Raw genomic sequence first — 17,681 nt, 5'->3', positions numbered from 1 at the left:
TGTCGGGGCCGAGCCAGGGACAGCTGACCCGGCCGGTCGGGAGGATCGCCCGACACGCCGGGCGACGCCCGGGCCGCGGGCCGGTCGGTCGAACGCCGGCCGGCCGATCGGTGAACCTCTTCGACCTGGACGGCGCCGGGGGTTCACCCCGTCTCCCACCCAAGGGACCACGAGGGGAGGCCGAACGGTTCAGCGGAGGATCAGGTTGACGAGTACGGTCAGCGCGATCGAGCCCAGGATCGAGATCAGGATCGTCAGCAGGCAGCCCGGTCCGCCACCGAGCGGGCGGACCTCGACGCGGCCGACTCGCATCCCGATCACCGCTCCCGGAGCCGGGGCAGCAACTCCCGCTCGGCCCAGTCCAGGAACATCGGCTGGCTCTCGACGCCGACTTGCAGGTATGCCACGTCGGTGAAACCGGCGTCGACGTACCTGCGGAACGCCTCGACGTGCTGGTCCAGGTCGGGTCCGCAGGGTACGAGCTGCGCGATGTCCTCGGGGCGGATGGCCGCACTGGCGCTGACGAACGACTCCGGCCCGGGCAGTTCAGCCTTGACCGTCCAGTTCAGCGCGGCCCAGCGCCACTGGTCGTGCACCGTCCTGCGACAGTCGTCGGCGTCCGGTCCGTAGCAGATCGTCGCCTGCCCGTAACGGGGCTTGCCGGCGCCGCCCCGCTCGTCGTACATCCTGAGCACGGCCGGGTCCGGGTTGTCGCAGACCAGCGCGTCGGCGTACTCGACGGCCAGCTCGACGGAGTGTGGCCCGGAGGCCGCGACGGCGATCGGGACGGGGCTGGCCGGCCGGTCCCAGAGGTATGCCTCGGGCACCTCGAAGTGGTTGCCGGAGTAGGAGAGGTTGTCGCCGTCGAGCAGCGGCCGGATGATCTGCAACGCCTCCTCCAGCATCTCGTGCCGCTGGTGCACGTACGGCCAGGCGCCCGCCACGTGTTCGTTGAGGTTCTCCCCGGCGCCGAGCGAGAGGGTGAACCGGCCGTCCGACATCACCCCGATCGTCGCCGCCTTCTGCGCCACCACGGCCGGGTGGTAGCGCCGGATCGGGCAGGTGGTGTAGGTCATCAGCCTGACCCGGGAGGTGGCGTGGGCGACGGCGCCGAGCACCGCCCAGGCGTAGGGGGAGTGGCCCTGTGCGGCCAGCCAGGGGTAGTAGTGGTCGGAGATGACCAGGTAGTCGAAGCCGGCCTGTTCCGCCCGGACCGCCTGGTCGACCAGTTCCTTCGGTCCGGTCTGTTCACACATCAGCGTGTAGCCCACCCCGACCATGCCGACCTCCTCCGTCGTCCTCCGTCGTCCTCCGCCGTCCGGTTCCGGCCGTCTACCCCGCCTGGCGCCGGTAAACCCATGTCGTGCCGGCCCCCGCGCCGAGCTGGGACAGCGGCGGCGCTGGGCGGGGACAGCGGCGGAGGCAGTGACGTCCTTGACTATCCGTCGTCGACGGGGGTAGATTTCGTCCTTAACCGGTTAAGAATCTCCGGTGCATCATCCTTGTGGTGGGGATGACGGCGCCCGTGGCGGTGGGTCACCCGCACCGCCCGGGCGCCGCCCGCCCGTTCGGTCCTTCCCCCGGGTCACGTTCGGTCCTTCCCCCCGGGTCAGTGGCCGTATTAACGTGTCCGACCATGGTGATCTCTCGACGGGTCGGTGCCGTGCTGGTGGCGGCGACCGTCACGCTCTCGCTCGGCGCCACCCCCGCGTCGGCTACCGGCCACGGTCACGGCGGCGCCGGTACGCCGGGCGCCCCGGGTGTCGGCGACGGCTACTTCCCGGCCGCCGGCAACGGCGGGTACGACGTCCTCCACTACGGACTCGAGATCCGCTACGAGCCGACCAGCCGGGCCTTCGCCGGGGTCGCCACGGTCAGCGCCCGGGCCACCGACCGGCTCTCCCGGTTCAACCTGGACCTGCGCGGCTTCGAGGTGCGTTCGGTGACCGTCGACGGACGCGCCGCCCGCTACGACCGGGACGGCCAGGAGCTGCGGATCTCGCCGAAGTACGGCCTGTCCCGGGGCGAGCGGTTCACCGTGGTGGTCCGGTACGACGGCACCACCGGCCGACCGACCGACATCGAGGGCGCGCTCTACGGCTGGGTCTCCACCCCGGACGGCTCGTTCGTGGCGAACGAGCCCGAGGGCGCCTCCACCTGGTATCCGGTCAACGACCACCCGACCGACAAGGCCAGCTACGACTTCCGGATCACCGTGCCGGCCGGCAAGACCGCGGTCGCCAACGGCGAACTCGTCGAGCAGCGGACGAAGAACGGCTGGACCACCTTCGTCTGGCGGGCCCGCGACCCGATGGCCAGCTACCTCTCCACCGCCTCGGTCGGCGACTACGACCTGCGCCGCAGCACCGGACCGCGCGGCCTGCCGATCATCGACGCCGTCGACCGGGACCTGGGCCCGGACGCCGCCGACGGGCTGGCCCGGACCAGAGAGATGATCGAGTACTTCTCCGACCTGTTCGGCCGGTACCCGTTCACCTCGTACGGGGCGATCGTCGACGACGACGAGGACGCCGGGTACGCCCTGGAGACGCAGACCCGGCCGATCTACTCCGGACCGCCGAGCGAGGGCACGGTCGCGCACGAGCTGGCCCACCAGTGGTACGGCAACAGCGTCAGCCCGGCCCGCTGGCAGGAGATCTGGCTGAACGAGGGGTTCGCCAGTTACGCCGAGTGGCTCTGGGAGGAGCACAGTGGCGGGCGTACCGCGCAGGCGCGGTTCGACACCAACTACGCCCGGCCGGAGACGGCGAGCTTCTGGAACCCGCCGCCCGGTGACCCGGGTGCCACCAACCTCTTCGCCGGCTCGGTCTACACCAAGGGCGCGATGACGCTGCACGCACTGCGTACGAAGATCGGCGACAAGGCGTTCTTCGCCCTGCTGCGTAGCTGGTATTCGGCGAACCGCGACGGCACGGTGACCACCGCCGACTTCGTCCGGCTCGCCGAGAAGGTGAGCAAGCGGCAGCTCGACGGCTTCTTCCAGACCTGGCTCTACACCCCGGGCAAGCCCACCGCCTGGTGACGATCCGTGGTGACCCCTCCGACCCCGGTAGACCCGGGCGGAGGGGTTACTTAACCGGTTGCGTTAACCGGTTCATCGGCCTACCCTGATCCGTGCCGTCGCAGGGAGTCGGGCGGTAACTGTCGGGCAACAGTTACCGATCCCCTCACTTCTGTCCCCGTCCCGGGGCTCTCCCTGAGGTAGGTCATGAAAAGACGAATCTACGCCGTTGGATCGGCGCTGCTCGCGCTCATCGCCGCCGCGGCCGTCTCGCTGTTCGTGGTGGCACCGCCGGCACAGGCGGCGGCCGGCTTCACGGTCAGCGGCGGCCGGCTCCTCGACGCCCGTGGCAACGAGTTCATCATGCGCGGCGTCAGCCACCCGCACACCTGGTACGCCAGCCAAACCGGTTCATTCGCCAACATCAAATCCCTCGGTGCCAACACCGTACGGGTGGTGCTGAGCAGTGGTGCCCGGTGGACCCAGAACAGCGCCAGCGACGTCGCCAACGTCATCTCGCTGTGCAAGACCAACCGGCTGATCTGCGTCCTGGAGGTGCACGACACCACCGGGTACGGCGAGGAGGGTGCGGCGATCACCCTCGACCAGGCGGTCAGCTACTGGATCAGCGTGCAGAGCGCGCTTGCCGGCCAGGAGAACTACGTCATCCTGAACATCGGCAACGAGCCGTTCGGCAACAACGAGAGCGTCAGCGCGACCTGGCCGACCGCCACCCGCAACGCGATCACCCGGCTGCGCAACGCCGGCTTCGACCACACCATCATGGTCGACGCGCCGAACTGGGGTCAGGACTGGCGCTTCATCATGCGGGACAACGCGCAGAGCGTCTTCAACTCCGACCCGGACCGGAACACCGTCTTCTCGATCCACATGTACGGCGTCTTCGACACCGCCGCCGAGATCACCGACTACCTCGGCCGGTTCCGCAGCGCCAACCTACCGATCGTGGTGGGGGAGTTCGGGCACAACCACTCGGACGGCAACCCGGACGAGGACACCATCATGTCGTACACCCAGCAGAACGGGATCGGCTACATCGGCTGGTCGTGGAGTGGCAACGGGGGCGGCGTCGAATACCTCGACATGGTGACCAACTTCAACCCGAGCCAGTTGACCTCGTGGGGGCAGCGGATCTTCAACGGGGCGAACGGGATCCGGCAGACCGCCCGGGAGGCGACCGTCTACAGCGGTGGCAACCCGACGACTCCGCCGACGACCCGCCCGCCGACCAGTACCCCGACCACCCGTCCGCCGACGACCCCGCCGGGTGGTACCCGGGGCTGCACCGCCACGTACGCCATCACCGGGCAGTGGCAGGGCGGCTTCCAGGCCGACGTCCGGGTGACCGCCGGCAGCGCGGCGATCAGCGGCTGGACTGTCAACTGGACCTTCGGCAACGGGCAGCAGGTCAGCCAGTCGTGGAGCGTGACGCTCACCAGCAGCGGGTCGGCGGTGACCGCGCGGAACGTCTCCTACAACGGCAGTCTTGGCGCCGGGGCCAGTACCGCGTTCGGATTCATCGGCACCTGGAACGGCACCAACAGCACGCCGACGCTGACCTGCACCGCGAGCTAGCTTGCTGACCGGTCGGCTCCTCCGGTGGCCGGGTCCGAACCCCGGGCCCGGTCACCGTCGGGTCCGCACCCCGGGTCCGGTCACCGTCGGGTCCGCACCCCGGGTCCGGCCACCGTCGGGTCCGGGGCGCGGGGCCCGGTCACCGTCGGGGAGGTCCCTGCTGGACGGTCAGCTCCGGCCCTGGAGCCGGGGCAGCACCTCGGTGGCCACCTCCGCGAGGACCGCCTCGTCCCCGGCGTACCAGCTCGACTCGCGCGGCCAGTGAGTGACGACGTCGGTGAAGCCGAGCTCGGCGGCCCGACCGACGACCTCGGTGAAGTGTCCGACGCTGGACAGCGAGAAGACCGGAGCGGAGTCGAGCGAGAGATAGCGGTCCAGGGTGCCGGGATCCCGGCCGGCGGCGGCGAGGATCTCGTCCATCCGGCCGGCGAGGTCGGCGACGAAGCGCCACCACGCCGCTAGGTCGTCGCCGTCCCGGACGCCGGTGGTCACCCAGCCCTGGCCGTACCGGGCGGCGAGCCGCAGCGAGCGTGGGCCGTTCGCGGCGACGACGAACGGCACCCGGGGTGTCTGGACACAGCCGGGGTTGCTCCGTGCGTCGACCGCCGCGTAGTAGTCGCCCCGCCAGGTGACCCCGTCCGACCGGAGCAGCAGGTCGAGCAACTCGGTGAACTCGGTGAACCGGTCGACCCGGTGCCGGGGGGAGAGCGTCTGGCCACCGAGTACGGCCGAGTCGAACCCGATCCCGCCGGCGCCGAGCCCGAGCAGCACCCGGCCGGTCGAAACGTCGTCCAGCGCGGTGATCTGGCGGGCGAAGTGCACCGGGTGCCGGAAGTTGGGCGAGGCGACCAGGGTGCCCAACCGGATCCGCGAGGTGACCATCGCGGCCGAGGTCAAGGTGCCCATCGCGTCGAACCACGGCCCGTCGACCAGGTCCCGCCAGCCCAGGTGGTCGTAGGTCCAGGCGTGGTCGAACCCCCACTCCTCGGCCTGTCGCCACCGGCGCTCGGCCACGGACCACCGCTGGTCGGGAAGGATCACGATGCCGACGCGCATGATCTCGAAGCATACGTGACCCGCCCGGCCCCGGGTCAGCTCGCTCGCCTCGACAGCGAATCACCGCTCGGCGGAAGGCTCCTCGGCCGGGCTACGGGTCAGCGACTCCAGGCAGGGACGCAGAAGGTCCGTGATCTGTTCGGGCGACGCGTCACGCAGCCCGTCGAGTTGGAGAAGATGGCGGCCGACGACGACGCCGAGGGTGATCGCACCGGTCAGGGCGGTCCGCAGCAGGGCGTCGTCGGCCGACAACCCCAGACTGATCTGCCGCTGCTGGTGGCGCAGAGCCTCTCGGACTCCGTGCGCCGCCTCTGGATGGGTGAGCATCGAGCGGAGCATCGCCAAGGTGGCCGTCGGTTCTTCGGTGAGCTTGGCGTGCAACGCCGCGAGCAGTTGCTCGGCCACCTGGTCAGGCGGGCCGGCGATCGGCTCGTCCGGCGTCGTCCTGGTGGCCTCGGCGAACAACCGTTCCTTTGATCCGTAGTAGTGGATGACCAGGCCCGGGTTGACCTTCGCCTTGCTCGCGATCGCGCGAATGGTGGCGCGGTCGTAGCCGTACTCGGAGAAGACCTGGCGGGCCACGGCCAGGATGCGAGCTTCGGTCTGGCGGCGCTGATCGGCGCGGGATGTTCGGTGGGCGGAGTCGACCATCCGTTCATTGTACGGGCGTTGCATGAAATCCGTAGTCGATGCTACCTTCGCTCGGTAAACACATGTTCAACGAAATGAGGCTGCCCCGCATGACCGACATCGACGTTGGGCCACGGCAGATGTTCGACCGCCTGGTGCCACTGTTTCTGAACAAGGACCTGGGCGGCTTCGCCGACCTCTTCGCCGAGGACGGCGTGCACGAGTTGCCGTTCTCGCCACCGGGCGTGCCCCGGGTCATCCAGGGACGCGAACAGATCCGCGCCTACCTCACCGCGATCACGGACACCCCGCTGACCCACAAGGAGTTCCGGGCGGTCGGAATCCACGAGACCGGCGACCCTGAGGTGGCGATCGCCGAGTTCGACGCGTACGGCGAGGTGACGACCAGCGGCAAGCCGTATGTGCTGCGCTATGTCCACGTCCTCCAGGTACGCAACGGCGAGATCGTGTACTGGCGTGACTACTGGAGCCCACTGGAGGGCTTCAAGGTTCTCGGTGGCCGGAACGCGCTCACCATTCTCGGGCGGAACGCGATCAGAAAGATCGTCTCGGGTCGGAAGAAGCCCGAGCGCAGCCCCACCATCACCTGACCAACCCGCCGAACCTCGTCGGGGCGTGGCGGGGCGCCCGGCCGGCGGGGGCTGGTGCGGCCGGGCGATAATCGGCGCGACCGGTGACGATCGACTGCTCGGCTACCTCCTGCTGCTGGAACCGGAAGCCACATCGGCGTAAACGGCAGGTGCGGGGCGGGCGTCGCTGAGCTGAACCCGAGTCCGCCCCCGTCACCCGAACTGATGACAGGCGAACGCTCCCAGCCACCTCACAGCTACGGTGAATAAGGTCACCGGAGTGGCGTGATGATCCATCGTGGAAGGCGCGGGCCGACACCCGTGGCACATATCCGCCGTAAACAGGAGTATCTCTATGGTCTTCAAGAAGATGTTGAGCGCCCTCGGCGTCGGCGGTCCGAGCGTGGACACCGTGCTGACCAACCCGAACACCCGGCCCGGCCTGGTGCTCGACGGGCAGGTCAACCTGCGCGGCGGGGAAACCGCGGCCGACATCGAGCAGATCACCGTCGCCCTGGTCACCCGGGTTGAGATGGAGGCCGGCGACAGCGAGTACGCCGGCACCATGGAGTTCTACCGACTCCCGGTGAGCGGCGCGATGCGCCTGGGAGCCAAGCAGGAACTCGCGATCCCGTTCCAGGTCCCGGTGCCCTGGGAGACCCCGATCACCGACGTCTACGGTCAGCGGCTGCGTGGCATGACGATGGGGTTGCGTACCGAACTGGCGGTGGCCCGGGCGGTGGACAAGAGCGACCTGGACGCGGTCGCGGTGCATCCGCTGCCGGTGCACGAGAAGATCCTGGAGGCGTTCGCCCAGCTCGGCTTCCAGTTCAAGAGCGCGGACCTGGAGCGCGGGCACATCTACGGCGTGCAGCAGACGCTGCCGTTCTACCAGGAGATCGAGTTCTTCGCCGCCCCGCAGTACGCGCACGCGATCCGCGAGGTCGAGCTGACCTTCGTCACCAACCAGCACCACGTCGACGTCGTCATCGAGTGCGACAAGCGCGGCGGGATGTTCAGCGGCGGGCACGACACCGTCGGCCGGTACACCGCCGAGCATGCCGGTGTCGACCGGGTCGACTGGCGCCAGCGGGTCGAGGGCTGGCTGGCGCAGACCGTGCAGAGCTACGGCCAGCACGGCGGGCACCACTACGGACCTCCCGGCAAGGGACACTACGGCGGGCACGGTGGACACGGTGGGCGCGGTATGGGCGTGGGCGGCGTGGTCGCCGGTGCCGCGCTCGGGCTGGCCGGCGGCATGATCGCCGGGGAGTTGCTGGAGGACGCCTTCGACGGCGACGACGGCGGCGGCGACGAGGAGTGACCTCGGCGTACTGACGAGAAAGGGCCGCGGTCCCCGCCGACTTCCGGCGGGGACCGCGACCCCCCGTGGCAAGGTCGCCACTGCTCGGGACTCCGGTACACCTCACGTCCGCAGGGACTGCGCCCTACCGCTCAGGCGTCCGGAGCATCGTTACCGTCGACCGTGTCGCCAGGAGCTACCCAGCTTCGCCAGACCACGGCTACCCAGGTACGCGATGGTCATCAGGGTGATGAAGAACCAGGCGTGCTGCGCCCGGAACGTGTCGACACCGGCGGCATTCTTGCCGACCAGATCCGCAGCCAGCAAGGTGAAGCCGACTGCCGCCAGATAGACGTAGAACTCGGTACTCAGCCAGGCGGGCTTGGTCTCGTTACCAGCATTCCGCCGCAACGGCTCGTCCATCCGGCGCTGCATCTCCGACAGAGTCTGCTGAATCTGCTGGTTGGAGATGTTCTGGGCACCCATCTCCCGGGTCGGTGCCGACTGCATGTCCGTCACCTGCTGGCCCATCGGCTGCCTGGACGGGGTCTGCGTGCTCATCTTTTCCTCCTCGGATTCGATGAGATCTCTTCCGACCGCCCCCGGTCACGGCACCGCCGCACCGGTGGCACCGCTTGGCTACCCGACCGGCCCTGCCACAAACAGCCGCTGACCAGCCAACTACCGGTCCCCGCCCGGTCGTGCGGGCCGGCGGTGCCGCTCGGGTGAGCTGGTGGCGTTTGCCGACCCGGGCACCGGGGACACCCCGGACAACGACAACTCGGTGAGGTGGTGGACGTGCGCGGCGAGGACGAACTGCGGGAGTCGGCACGGCGGACCGAAGACCGGATCGGGCGCGGCAAGTACGGCCCCGGCGCGGTGGAGGAGGTCAGCCTGCCGGTCGACGAGGGACGCGAGGCGCACGAACGCGACATCGAGGACCCGGCGGACCGGGCGCGGGATCCGGACGTACTCCGCAACGGCGGTCCGACCCGGAACCGGGGGGTGAGCACCACCACCGGTACGGACCGGCGGGCCGGCTCGGCGAACGTGCGCCGGCAACCCCGCCGACCGGGCCGAAAGGTGGCACCCACCACCACCGGGGACGCGACCACCGGCGGGATCAACCCGTCGGCGGCCGGGTCCACCAGCGACGCCTCCGGACAGGCGGGGCAGATCGGCAACTTCACTGACAAATAGCCTGAGAGACCTCGTAGGGCAACTGGCCTGCATCACCCGTTGGATCACCCGTCCTTATTGGATACATGGTGGGCACAGCACGTCGGAACACGTCATCGACCGGATGTGGTAGCGCCTACCTGCACAGAGGGCATGTCACCCTGGCTGGGTCGGTTGTCGTTCCCTCCGTCGGCGAGAGTTTGCTGAGCGGCTCGTTGGAGTCCGTCCGGTTTTCCCGGGCCTGACTCGGTGCACCACCACCTGGGTTCTTCCTTCGTCAGTCCATGCCGGTGATCCGGCGTAGTTCTTCGTCCGTGGGGGTCGCCGATCGCATCAGGATTGCCACGACGCCCCGGGCACAAGTCACGGACCGTCGCTCTGTGGGCGGATGGTTGGTGCCGGCCGGGCCGCCCAACTGGGGAGGACCGGCCCGACCGGCCGGAGCGCTGGCCTGGTTGTACACCCGATCAGCGTCCCTGCACGTAGCGTCATCCCTGGTCGTGGCCCGGTCCAGGAGGCGTCCGTCAGCAAACGCGTCTGCTGACGGCGGCTTACAGGCCGAGTCGGCATCTTCGGCGTCTTCGCAGGCCTCGCCGCCGCCCTCGCTGCTGCCGCTCTCTTCATGTTCGAGCGGCGTCGCGCTCAGGTTGCAGAGCAGCAGCTTGCCGATGATCGGGCAGACGCCGAGATGAATACCCCGAGGGCGGTCGTTGTCCCTGAGAGCTGCGTTCGGCGGCAACACAGGACAGCCGGCATACGTTCGTGATGTTGCGGTCGGCGTCCACAACTACAGCTCGCACCCGATCCGTCAAGTCATTGCAGTTGTATCGCTGGCAGAGGGGCCCGAGTTCATCCTTTCGCCCCAAACGATCATTCCCCCGGGGGAGAACTCTGTCTTGCGGCAGAAGTATTCGCAGCCCATTGCGCTGTCGTCGGACGCTGTGTTCAAAGACAGGGCTCCGGCGGTGGCTGGTCATCCTCCACATCGAGCACAACCGAACCACCTGAAACCGACACTACATTGATGGCCCACCACCCGGGCAGGTCGATAGACAGCCACTACAGCAGGGCCGCGAGATCCCAGACCCGTATTGCGCTATCGAGAATGCCGCTGCTCAGGACGACCGGACGGCCCTGAAGCATGGTGGTCGCCACGGAGGTGACCCGGTTGCCGTTGTGGGCGACCAGCGGGCCGCCGACCATGGCACGTTCGGCCAGATCCCAGATCCGCATGGTCGTGTCCCTTGACCCGGTCACCGCCAGGGACCGCTCTCCCACAGTGATCGTGTCCATGGCAACGATCTGATCCTCGTGACCGGGGATCGGACCATACAAGGGCTCCACGGGGTCCTCCCGCTCGTCTAGCGGTCGCCGCAGATCGTCGGCGTCCAACGCCCACACCCACAGTTCGCCGTCGTCGGTCCCGCCAACCACGATGGGCCGATCGTCGAGCCTGGACCACGAGACGGTCCAGGGAACTCCGGTGGATTCAAGCCGCAGGTCCTCGCCGGGTCTGGCCAGATCCCACACCACCACGTCCTGGTCAGCTCCCGCGACCAGCGATCGGCCGTGGACCCATGTCGTCGCCAGGTTCGACGCTAGGGAGTAGTCCGCGAGCAGTACCGGGGGCTCGTCGAACGGCATCTGCCAAACCTGAACCTCATCGGCGTTCTGCGTCGAGGTCACAAACCGCACCGGCCCCGGGCCGTCCACGGCGGCCACTCCCGCAAGATACGCCCCACAGGACGGCACAGCGTGCAGCAGCCGGCCGCTGTCCAAGTCCCAGAAGGCGGGCTCCTGCTCGTCGTCGCCAGCGGCGAGCACGATCCGCCCGCCAGAAACGGCTGCGGCCACCGAGTCAATCTGGTTATCGGCGTCGGGATACTCGGCGAAGACAGGATCCCCGGCATGAGCAAACGCCAACGGCCGCTCCCGCCACTCATCCCGAACCGGATTCCAGGTCCACACAGCGCTGTCGGCCACGCAAACCACTACCGTCGCACCGTCCACATCGACGACGGCGACGTCATCGATATGCCTGCCGGACGGTACGGAGCTGCTCAGCAGCAACGGAACACCAATCACGCGAGGGATCCTCACACAACCATCGCGCCCGGCGGGTGAACCACGCCGGACCTCCCTCGACTCCACCTATTCACTGAACCAAGACTCGCAGGTGCACCCGGCCGGCGCACGAAGTCCCCGCCGACCGCGCAGCGCCGGTCTGACCGGCGCACACGCAACCTCAGCCATGTCCATGGAAAGAACGGCGCACTCGCACTCGAACTCCCCTACATCGGGCACGACCCCAAGACGAAGAGTCAGTCCGCGCTGTTGCCGCAGGGTGCGTAGCAAACTCGGAAAAGCGTGGATCAACCATCCGGAGCATGGCTGCTGGCCTTCCCAGGTCACGGCTGGGGGCGGCGGCCCGGGCCGTAACCCCGGGCCGCCACTTCGGACGGTACTCGCCCAGGGCCGGCCGGTTCTGTCGCACTCGCCACTCGATCGGCCCGAAGTCGTCCGTCAGCAATGCCTGGATTCCCCGGGTCGAATCTCAGCCGGTACGGAGGATGCCGAGCCGCTGGGTTGCCCGGGTGAGCGCGACGTAGAGGTCGCTGCGCCCACGCGGCGACTCGGCCACGATCCGGTCCGGGTCGACCACCAGTACCGAGTCGAACTCCAGCCCCTTGGCCTGGGCGACGGTCAGCAGCACCACCCGGCTGGTCAGCTCGGGATCGTCGCCGAGCGCCACCTCGGGTTCCGCCTCGGTGGCCGCCCGGCCCAACTCGTCGACCAGTCCGGCCGGGACGATCACCCCGACCCGGCCCGCGCCGACGCCGGCCGCCTCGGCCCGGATCGCCTCGACCAGCCGTCCGGCCAGTTCCCCGGTACCGACCTGGGCATCCCAGGGCTGCTCGCCGGTGTCGCGTACCGCCCGGGGTGGGGTGAGCGCCGGGTCGATCTCCGCCAGTACCTTGGCGGCGACCGCCAGGATCTCCGACGGCGTACGGTAGCTCACCGTCAGCTCCTCCAGCCGCCACCGGTCACCGACGTACGGCTCCAGCACCGGCCACCAGGACGACGCGCCGGCCAGCGCCCCGGTCTGGGCCACGTCGCCGACCAGCGTCATCGAGCGGCTCGGGCAGCGGCGCATCAGCACCCGCCAGGCCATCGGGGAGAGTTCCTGCGCCTCGTCCACGATCACGTGCCCGAAGGCCCAGCTCCGATCCGCCGCCGCCCGCTCGGCGGTACTCAACTGCTCCCCGTCGGCCTGCCGCTCGGCCAGCCGGTCGGCGACGAGCAGGTCGGTGACGTCCAGCATCCCGTCCTCGGCGTCGGCCTCGTCCTCGAAGTCGATCGACTTGGAACCGGCGGCGATTTCGAGCACGCCCTCGGCGTACTCGATCTCGGCCCGGCGTTGCCGCGCGGCCCTGGCCTGGGCCGCGCGGTCGTCCTCACCTAGCAGCTCCGCCGCCTCGTCCAGCAGTGGTACGTCGGCCGGGCTCCAGCCACCCCACGGCTCGCGCCGCAGCGCTGCCCGCTCCGCCTCGCCGAGGCTGGCCGCCGCCACGTCGAGCCGCTGCTCCGAGGCGAACAGCCCGGCCACCACCTGCTGCGGGGTGAGTATCGGCCAGAGCCAGTCCAGCACGGCCTGCACCTCGGGCTCGCCGCGCAGCTCGCGCCGGAACTCGGCGAGGTCGGCCTCGTCGAGCAGGTTCTCCCCGCCCAGCGGGTCGGCACCGAGCCGCTCGGCGAGCTGGTCGGCGAGAGCGTGGACGATCTCGACATCGAAGAGCGGCCGGGCCAGGTTGTGCGGCCGGTCGGTGCGGCGGACCCGGTCTCGGGCGGCGGCGACGGTGGCCGGATCCAGCACCAGGCTGTCCCGCTCGATGGTGATCTCGATCGGCTCGTCCGGCACCCGCTGCCGGTCCCGGATCGCCGCCGCCAGCACCTCGACCATGTCGAGCCGGCCCTTGAGTTCGGCGACCTCGGCCGGCTCGGCCCGGGTCGCGGTGATCCCGGGGAAGAGTTCACCGACGGTACGCAGCAGCACGCCGGTCTCGGCCAGCGTCGGCAGCACCTGCGAGATGTAGCGCAGGAAGGTCGCGTTCGGGCCGACCAGCAGCACACCCCGGGTGGAGAGGATCTGCCGGTGCGTGTAGAGCAGGTACGCCGCCCGGTGCAGCGCCACCGCCGTCTTCCCGGTGCCGGGGCCGCCCTGCACCACGAGTACCCCGTCCAGGTCGGCCCGGATCACCCGGTCCTGTTCGGCCTGGATGGTCCGGACGATGTCGGTCATCCGGCCGGTACGGCTGGCGGTCACCGCCGCCAGCAGCGCCGCCTCGCCGGTCAGCCCGCCCCGGTCGCCGGCCTGCCCGGCGCTGTTCAGGTCCAGCACCTCGTCGTCGAGGCCGACCACCTCGCGGTCCCGGGTCCGGATGTGCCGGCGCCGGCGTACCCCGTCCGGGGCGGCGGCGGTGGCGAGATAGAACGGTCGGGCCGCCGGAGCACGCCAGTCCAGCAGCACCGGTTCGTATTCGCCGACGCTGTCGAATATGCCGATCCGGCCGACGTAGCGGCGGGTACCGTCGTCCAGGTCCAACCGGCCGAAACAGAGGCCCTGCTCGACCGCGCCGAGCCGGTCGATCTGCTCGGCGTACATCCGTACCGTGCCGTCGCGTTGCGAGCGCTCCTGCTGGGTGCCGCCGGCGTTGTGCAGCGCGCCGCGCAGTCGCCGGGTGGCCTGGGTACGCAGGTCGTCGAGGCGCCCGTAGAGCATGGCGACGTACCGCTGCTCGCCGGGGATGTCGTCCACGGTCGGGCCGGTGGGCCGGGGTTGCCCGTCCGGCCCGGAGCCGTCGGCGGCGGAGGGTGCGGCACGTCCGATCGGTTCGTCGACCGGCTCGTCGAAACGCTGGTCGGGCGAAGCACCGGATTGCTTTGACAAACCGTCTCCCCATGGTTAGACTTTGCGCAGAACGGCATTCTGCCGTTCTTTTTTATTTCCGAACTGAGAAACGATAGCGCGTTTCTTTGCCGGCATCCATCGGCCACCCGACTCGGTGGCGACACCGGTCTGCGACGCCTCAGGCGGTCAGGCGGTCAGGTGCCCGGCGTCGGCGTCAGTTGCTCACGTCCCGGCCGCCGAACCTGGCCCAGGCGGCGGTGAGGAACACCACCCCGTAGGCGAGCGCCGAGAGCAGGCCGGGGCGGAGCGCGTCGAGCGCGACCGGATCCCGGAGCAGCTCGACAAAGGCCGACCAGTAGTGGGTCAGCAGGTACGGGTGCAGCCAGTCGAGCTGCGGGATGCTGTCCAGCACGAAACTGGTCACCGAGAGCATGGTGGTGGCGATCGTCGCACCCATCGGCTGCTCGGTCAGGGTGGAGACGAAGAGCCCGACCGCGCCCAGCGCGCAGAGCCCGACCGTCAGATAGGCGCAGACGCCGAGCAGTCGCAGCAGCCCCTCCGCCAGGCTCACCTGCGCGCCGGAGAGCAGCGTCACCGGCCCGCCACCGAACAGCAGCAGCCCGGCCGCCAGCCCGACCGCCGCGACCAGCAGGGTCACGGTGGCCGAGAAGACGACGACGGCGCCGTACTTGACCGCGAGCAGCCGGGTACGCCCGACCGGCACGGTCAGCAGATAGCGCAGGGTGCCGAGGTTGGCCTCGCCGGCCACGCTGTCCCCGGAGATCGCCGCCACCGCGATCGGCAGGAAGAGTCCGAGTTCCGCGCCGAGGGCGGCCAGTGCCACGAAGAACCCGTTTCCGCTGATCGCCGAGAAGAACCCCGGGTCCTGTCCGGTTTCCGTCGGCCCCTCGGTGACCCGCACCGCGATGGCGATGATCACCGGTACGGCGGCCAGCGCCGCCATCCCGGCCTGGTTGCGCCGACGCCCGAAGACCAGCTTCAGTTCGGAGCGGAAGAACCGCAGTTCGGAGCGGAAGAACCTGGCCCGGCCCGGCCGGCCGGAACGCACCGACGCCTCGGGCAGCCTCGGCGCGTCAACCGCTGACATCGAAGCCCTCCCCGGTCAGCGAGACGAAGAGTTCCTCCAGGTCCGGGGCGTCCACCGCGAAGCCGCGTACCGGTACGGCGGCGTGCACCAGGGCGGCCACCACCTTCTCCGGCGGCACCGGCCCGAGTACGGCGCTGACCTCCCGGGGCGCCTCGGTGATCTCGGTGAGGCCCAGTTCGCGCAGCACCTGGGCGGCGGCGACCGGACGGTCGGTCGTCACCCGGGCCCGGGGCGTGGCCGCCGCCCGCAGCTCGGCCAGCGGCGCCTGGGCGACCAGCCGCCCCTGGTGCATCACCCCGACGTCGGTGCAGACCTGCTCCACCTCGGCGAGCAGGTGGGTGGAGAGCAGCACCGTCGCGCCCTCGGCGGCGAGCGTGCCGACCAGCGCCCGGACCTCCCTGGTGCCCTGCGGGTCGAGCCCGTTGGTCGGCTCGTCCAGGACCAACAGGTCCCGGGGGACCAGCAGGGTCGCGGCCAGCGCCAACCGCTGCCGCATGCCCAGCGAGTACGCCCGGTAGCGCTTGCCGGCCGCCGCGGTCAGCCCGACCCGGTCCAGTGCGCCGCCGATCCGCGCCGTGCAGGTGCCCGGATCGGCGGTCCGGTCCGCCGCGTCCAGCCGGCGCAGGTTCTCCGCCCCCGACAGGTACGGGTGGAAGGCCGGTCCCTCCACCAGCGCCCCGATCCGGGGCAGTACCTCCGCCGCCCGGTCCGGCATCCGCCTGCCGAGCAGCGTGTGGCCGCCCGAGGTGGGCCGGACCAGACCGAGCAGCATCCGGATGGTGGTGGTCTTGCCGGAGCCGTTCGGGCCGAGGAAGCCGTAGACGGCCCCACGCGGAACCGCCAGGTCGACGGCGTCCACCGCGACCTGGCGGCCGAACCGCTTGGACAGTCCCTGGCTCTGGACGGCTAACTCCGGCACCGCCCGGCCCCTCCGCTCCGGGTCAGCACGGCGCCGCACGAGCGCCCCGCCACCGCCGTCACGGCGCCGGGCGAGCGCCCCGCCAGCGTCGCCACTGCGAGCGTGCCGGGCGAGCGCCCTGCCACCACCGTGGTGCTGCTGGACGAGGGCGCCACCCGGAAGCCGCTCACCTGTTGCTCTGCGCGACTTCGTAGAGCCGTTCCGGCTTGACCGCGCCGACGAACACCTTGCCGTCGTCGGTGAGCAGGGCGGTGAAGAGCTTGCCGGTGACGAGTCGACCGCTGCCCCACTCGCCGTTCACCTCGGGCAGCCCGCCCAGCAGGCCCCGGAGCAGGTTGGCCTCCGCGCCGTCGGTCTCCGCGTTCGTGGTTCCGGCGAGCTGCGGCACCTTCGCCGCCAGTACGCTGGTCCACCCGCTGCCGACCACCGTCGGCTGCTCCACCCCGGTCGGCAGCGCGGGCCGGCCCTCCGGTCGGGTCCCCTCGGTCACCACCGCGCCGGGCGGCGGGTTGAAGGCGAACTGGGCCGGGTCCGGGCGCTCGAAGTCGACCCGGGTGAACGCCACCTCGAAGGCCGGCTTGCTGGTGCCCTGCGGCACGACCTGGAAGCGCAGCGGTACGTGCTCGACGGCGTCGATCGCGATCGTGATCTGGCCCACCAGCGAGGTGGCGTCGCGGGGTTCGAGCACCAGTTCGTACACGTCCCGCCCGGCGACCGAGGCCGACCGTCCGACCCTGACCTCGGTACTCGGGTCCACCGCCGCCAACGCCTGCTCGGCGGCCTCCTGCGGAGTGGTCGGCAGGTGGTCGGGCCGGCCGGTCGGGCCGGACTCGTCCAGGGTGGTGTGCTGGGCCTTGTTGGCCTGGCTGTCCCAGATCCAGACGTCCTTGCCGTTGCGGATGACGTCGGTCTCGCCGAGCGTGCCGAGCAGCGCGACCCGGGTCTGGTCCGGGCCGGCGTGCCAGACCCGCAGGGTGTGCGTACCGGAGACCAGCGAGGTGAGTTCGGCACTGCCTCGTCCGCCGATGCCGGGCAGGCTCGGCAGTCCGAGGTCGGCGCGCTTGATCACCGTGCCGGAGAGGCCGTCCAGATGGGCTGTCTGCAAGTCGACGAGGAGTTGTGCGGCACTGCGCTCGGGCAGGTTCGGCTCGGCGGCCGAGGCGAAGGTGCCGACCGCCGCACCTCCGCCGATAATCGCCAGGGCCGCCCCGGTCGGGACCAGCCACCGCAGCGCGGGCCGGGATTGCAAAACCGACATGTTCGTACCTCCTGGTGCCCATCTTGCGCCTGCTGCCCTGTGAAACCACTGAGAACCGCTGTCGGCTCACTCAGCCGGGTGTGGCTGCCCGGGGTCGGGGATGGCACGCTT

15 protein-coding genes are annotated in these 17,681 nt (G+C 70.1%); 5 read left to right on the top strand and 10 right to left on the bottom strand.

Annotated elements, in window-relative coordinates; translation table 11 throughout:
- Window positions 1-189: 189 nt before the first annotated feature.
- Both Pma05_RS43380 and Pma05_RS03090 read right to left on the bottom strand, forming a co-directional pair.
- Window positions 190-312, bottom strand: coding sequence for a hypothetical protein (locus Pma05_RS43380; RefSeq protein WP_275414638.1), 123 nt, complete (start codon window positions 310-312; stop codon window positions 190-192).
- Between the two features lie 5 nt (window positions 313-317).
- Complete coding sequence (locus Pma05_RS03090; RefSeq protein WP_203855705.1) at window positions 318-1,280, bottom strand: TIGR03557 family F420-dependent LLM class oxidoreductase; 963 nt, start codon at window positions 1,278-1,280, stop codon at window positions 318-320.
- A gap of 356 nt (window positions 1,281-1,636) precedes the next feature.
- On the opposite strand from Pma05_RS03090, the gene Pma05_RS03085 reads away from it, so the two are divergent.
- Window positions 1,637-3,043, top strand: coding sequence for a M1 family metallopeptidase (locus tag Pma05_RS03085; protein WP_203855704.1), 1,407 nt, complete (start codon window positions 1,637-1,639; stop codon window positions 3,041-3,043).
- 186 nt (window positions 3,044-3,229) lie between these two features.
- Entirely contained in the window at window positions 3,230-4,618 is a 1,389-nt protein-coding gene (locus Pma05_RS03080) for a cellulase family glycosylhydrolase (protein WP_203855703.1), read from the top strand.
- 168 nt (window positions 4,619-4,786) lie between these two features.
- Here Pma05_RS03080 and Pma05_RS03075 read toward each other — a convergent pair whose 3' ends face one another.
- Both Pma05_RS03075 and Pma05_RS03070 read right to left on the bottom strand, forming a co-directional pair.
- Window positions 4,787-5,674 (bottom strand): LLM class flavin-dependent oxidoreductase, encoded by an 888-nt coding sequence (locus Pma05_RS03075; RefSeq protein WP_203855702.1) that lies wholly within the window; start codon window positions 5,672-5,674, stop codon window positions 4,787-4,789.
- A 60-nt stretch (window positions 5,675-5,734) separates the two neighbouring features.
- Window positions 5,735-6,325, bottom strand: coding sequence for a TetR/AcrR family transcriptional regulator (locus Pma05_RS03070; protein WP_203855701.1), 591 nt, complete (start codon window positions 6,323-6,325; stop codon window positions 5,735-5,737).
- Between the two features lie 89 nt (window positions 6,326-6,414).
- Here Pma05_RS03070 and Pma05_RS03065 point away from each other — a divergent pair, with 89 nt between their 5' ends.
- The gene (locus Pma05_RS03065; RefSeq protein ID WP_239311575.1) at window positions 6,415-6,915 is read left to right on the top strand and encodes a nuclear transport factor 2 family protein; all 501 of its coding nucleotides are present in this window, start codon (window positions 6,415-6,417) and stop codon (window positions 6,913-6,915) included.
- A gap of 334 nt (window positions 6,916-7,249) precedes the next feature.
- Window positions 7,250-8,218: a sporulation protein gene (locus tag Pma05_RS03060; protein WP_203855700.1), complete on the top strand. Its 969-nt coding sequence runs from the start codon at window positions 7,250-7,252 to the stop codon at window positions 8,216-8,218.
- A gap of 150 nt (window positions 8,219-8,368) precedes the next feature.
- Here the strand turns inward: Pma05_RS03060 and Pma05_RS03055 are convergent, their stop codons facing one another.
- A complete protein-coding gene (locus Pma05_RS03055; protein ID WP_239311573.1) occupies window positions 8,369-8,758 on the bottom strand; it encodes a hypothetical protein in 390 nt (129 codons plus the stop codon).
- Window positions 8,759-8,995: 237 nt separating this feature from the next.
- Here Pma05_RS03055 and Pma05_RS03050 point away from each other — a divergent pair, with 237 nt between their 5' ends.
- Window positions 8,996-9,397 (top strand): hypothetical protein, encoded by a 402-nt coding sequence (locus Pma05_RS03050; RefSeq protein WP_203855699.1) that lies wholly within the window; start codon window positions 8,996-8,998, stop codon window positions 9,395-9,397.
- Window positions 9,398-10,435: 1,038 nt separating this feature from the next.
- Here the strand turns inward: Pma05_RS03050 and Pma05_RS03045 are convergent.
- The 5 genes from Pma05_RS03045 to Pma05_RS03025 form a co-directional block, all read right to left on the bottom strand.
- On the bottom strand, window positions 10,436-11,461 hold the full coding sequence (locus tag Pma05_RS03045) for a WD40 repeat domain-containing protein (RefSeq protein WP_203855698.1): 1,026 nt from the start codon (window positions 11,459-11,461) through the stop codon (window positions 10,436-10,438).
- 469 nt (window positions 11,462-11,930) lie between these two features.
- Window positions 11,931-14,192 carry a HelD family protein gene (locus Pma05_RS03040; RefSeq protein ID WP_504960080.1) on the bottom strand — a complete coding sequence of 754 codons (2,262 nt, stop codon included), beginning with the start codon at window positions 14,190-14,192 and terminating at the stop codon, window positions 11,931-11,933.
- Between the two features lie 307 nt (window positions 14,193-14,499).
- Window positions 14,500-15,393 carry an ABC transporter permease gene (locus Pma05_RS03035; protein WP_203855697.1) on the bottom strand — a complete coding sequence of 298 codons (894 nt, stop codon included), beginning with the start codon at window positions 15,391-15,393 and terminating at the stop codon, window positions 14,500-14,502.
- The gene (locus tag Pma05_RS03030; RefSeq protein ID WP_203855696.1) at window positions 15,380-16,312 is read right to left on the bottom strand and encodes an ABC transporter ATP-binding protein; all 933 of its coding nucleotides are present in this window, start codon (window positions 16,310-16,312) and stop codon (window positions 15,380-15,382) included. The genes Pma05_RS03035 and Pma05_RS03030 overlap by 14 nt, the downstream gene beginning before the upstream one ends.
- A gap of 166 nt (window positions 16,313-16,478) precedes the next feature.
- A complete protein-coding gene (locus Pma05_RS03025) occupies window positions 16,479-17,570 on the bottom strand; it encodes a LolA family protein (RefSeq protein ID WP_203855695.1) in 1,092 nt (363 codons plus the stop codon).
- Between the last annotated feature and the right edge of the window lie 111 nt (window positions 17,571-17,681).

The sequence above is a fragment of the Plantactinospora mayteni genome, assembly GCF_016862935.1.
Classification (GTDB): domain Bacteria; phylum Actinomycetota; class Actinomycetes; order Mycobacteriales; family Micromonosporaceae; genus Plantactinospora; species Plantactinospora mayteni.
Note: the sequence above shows the minus strand (reverse complement) of the source record. Positions and strands in the feature narration are given on the sequence as shown.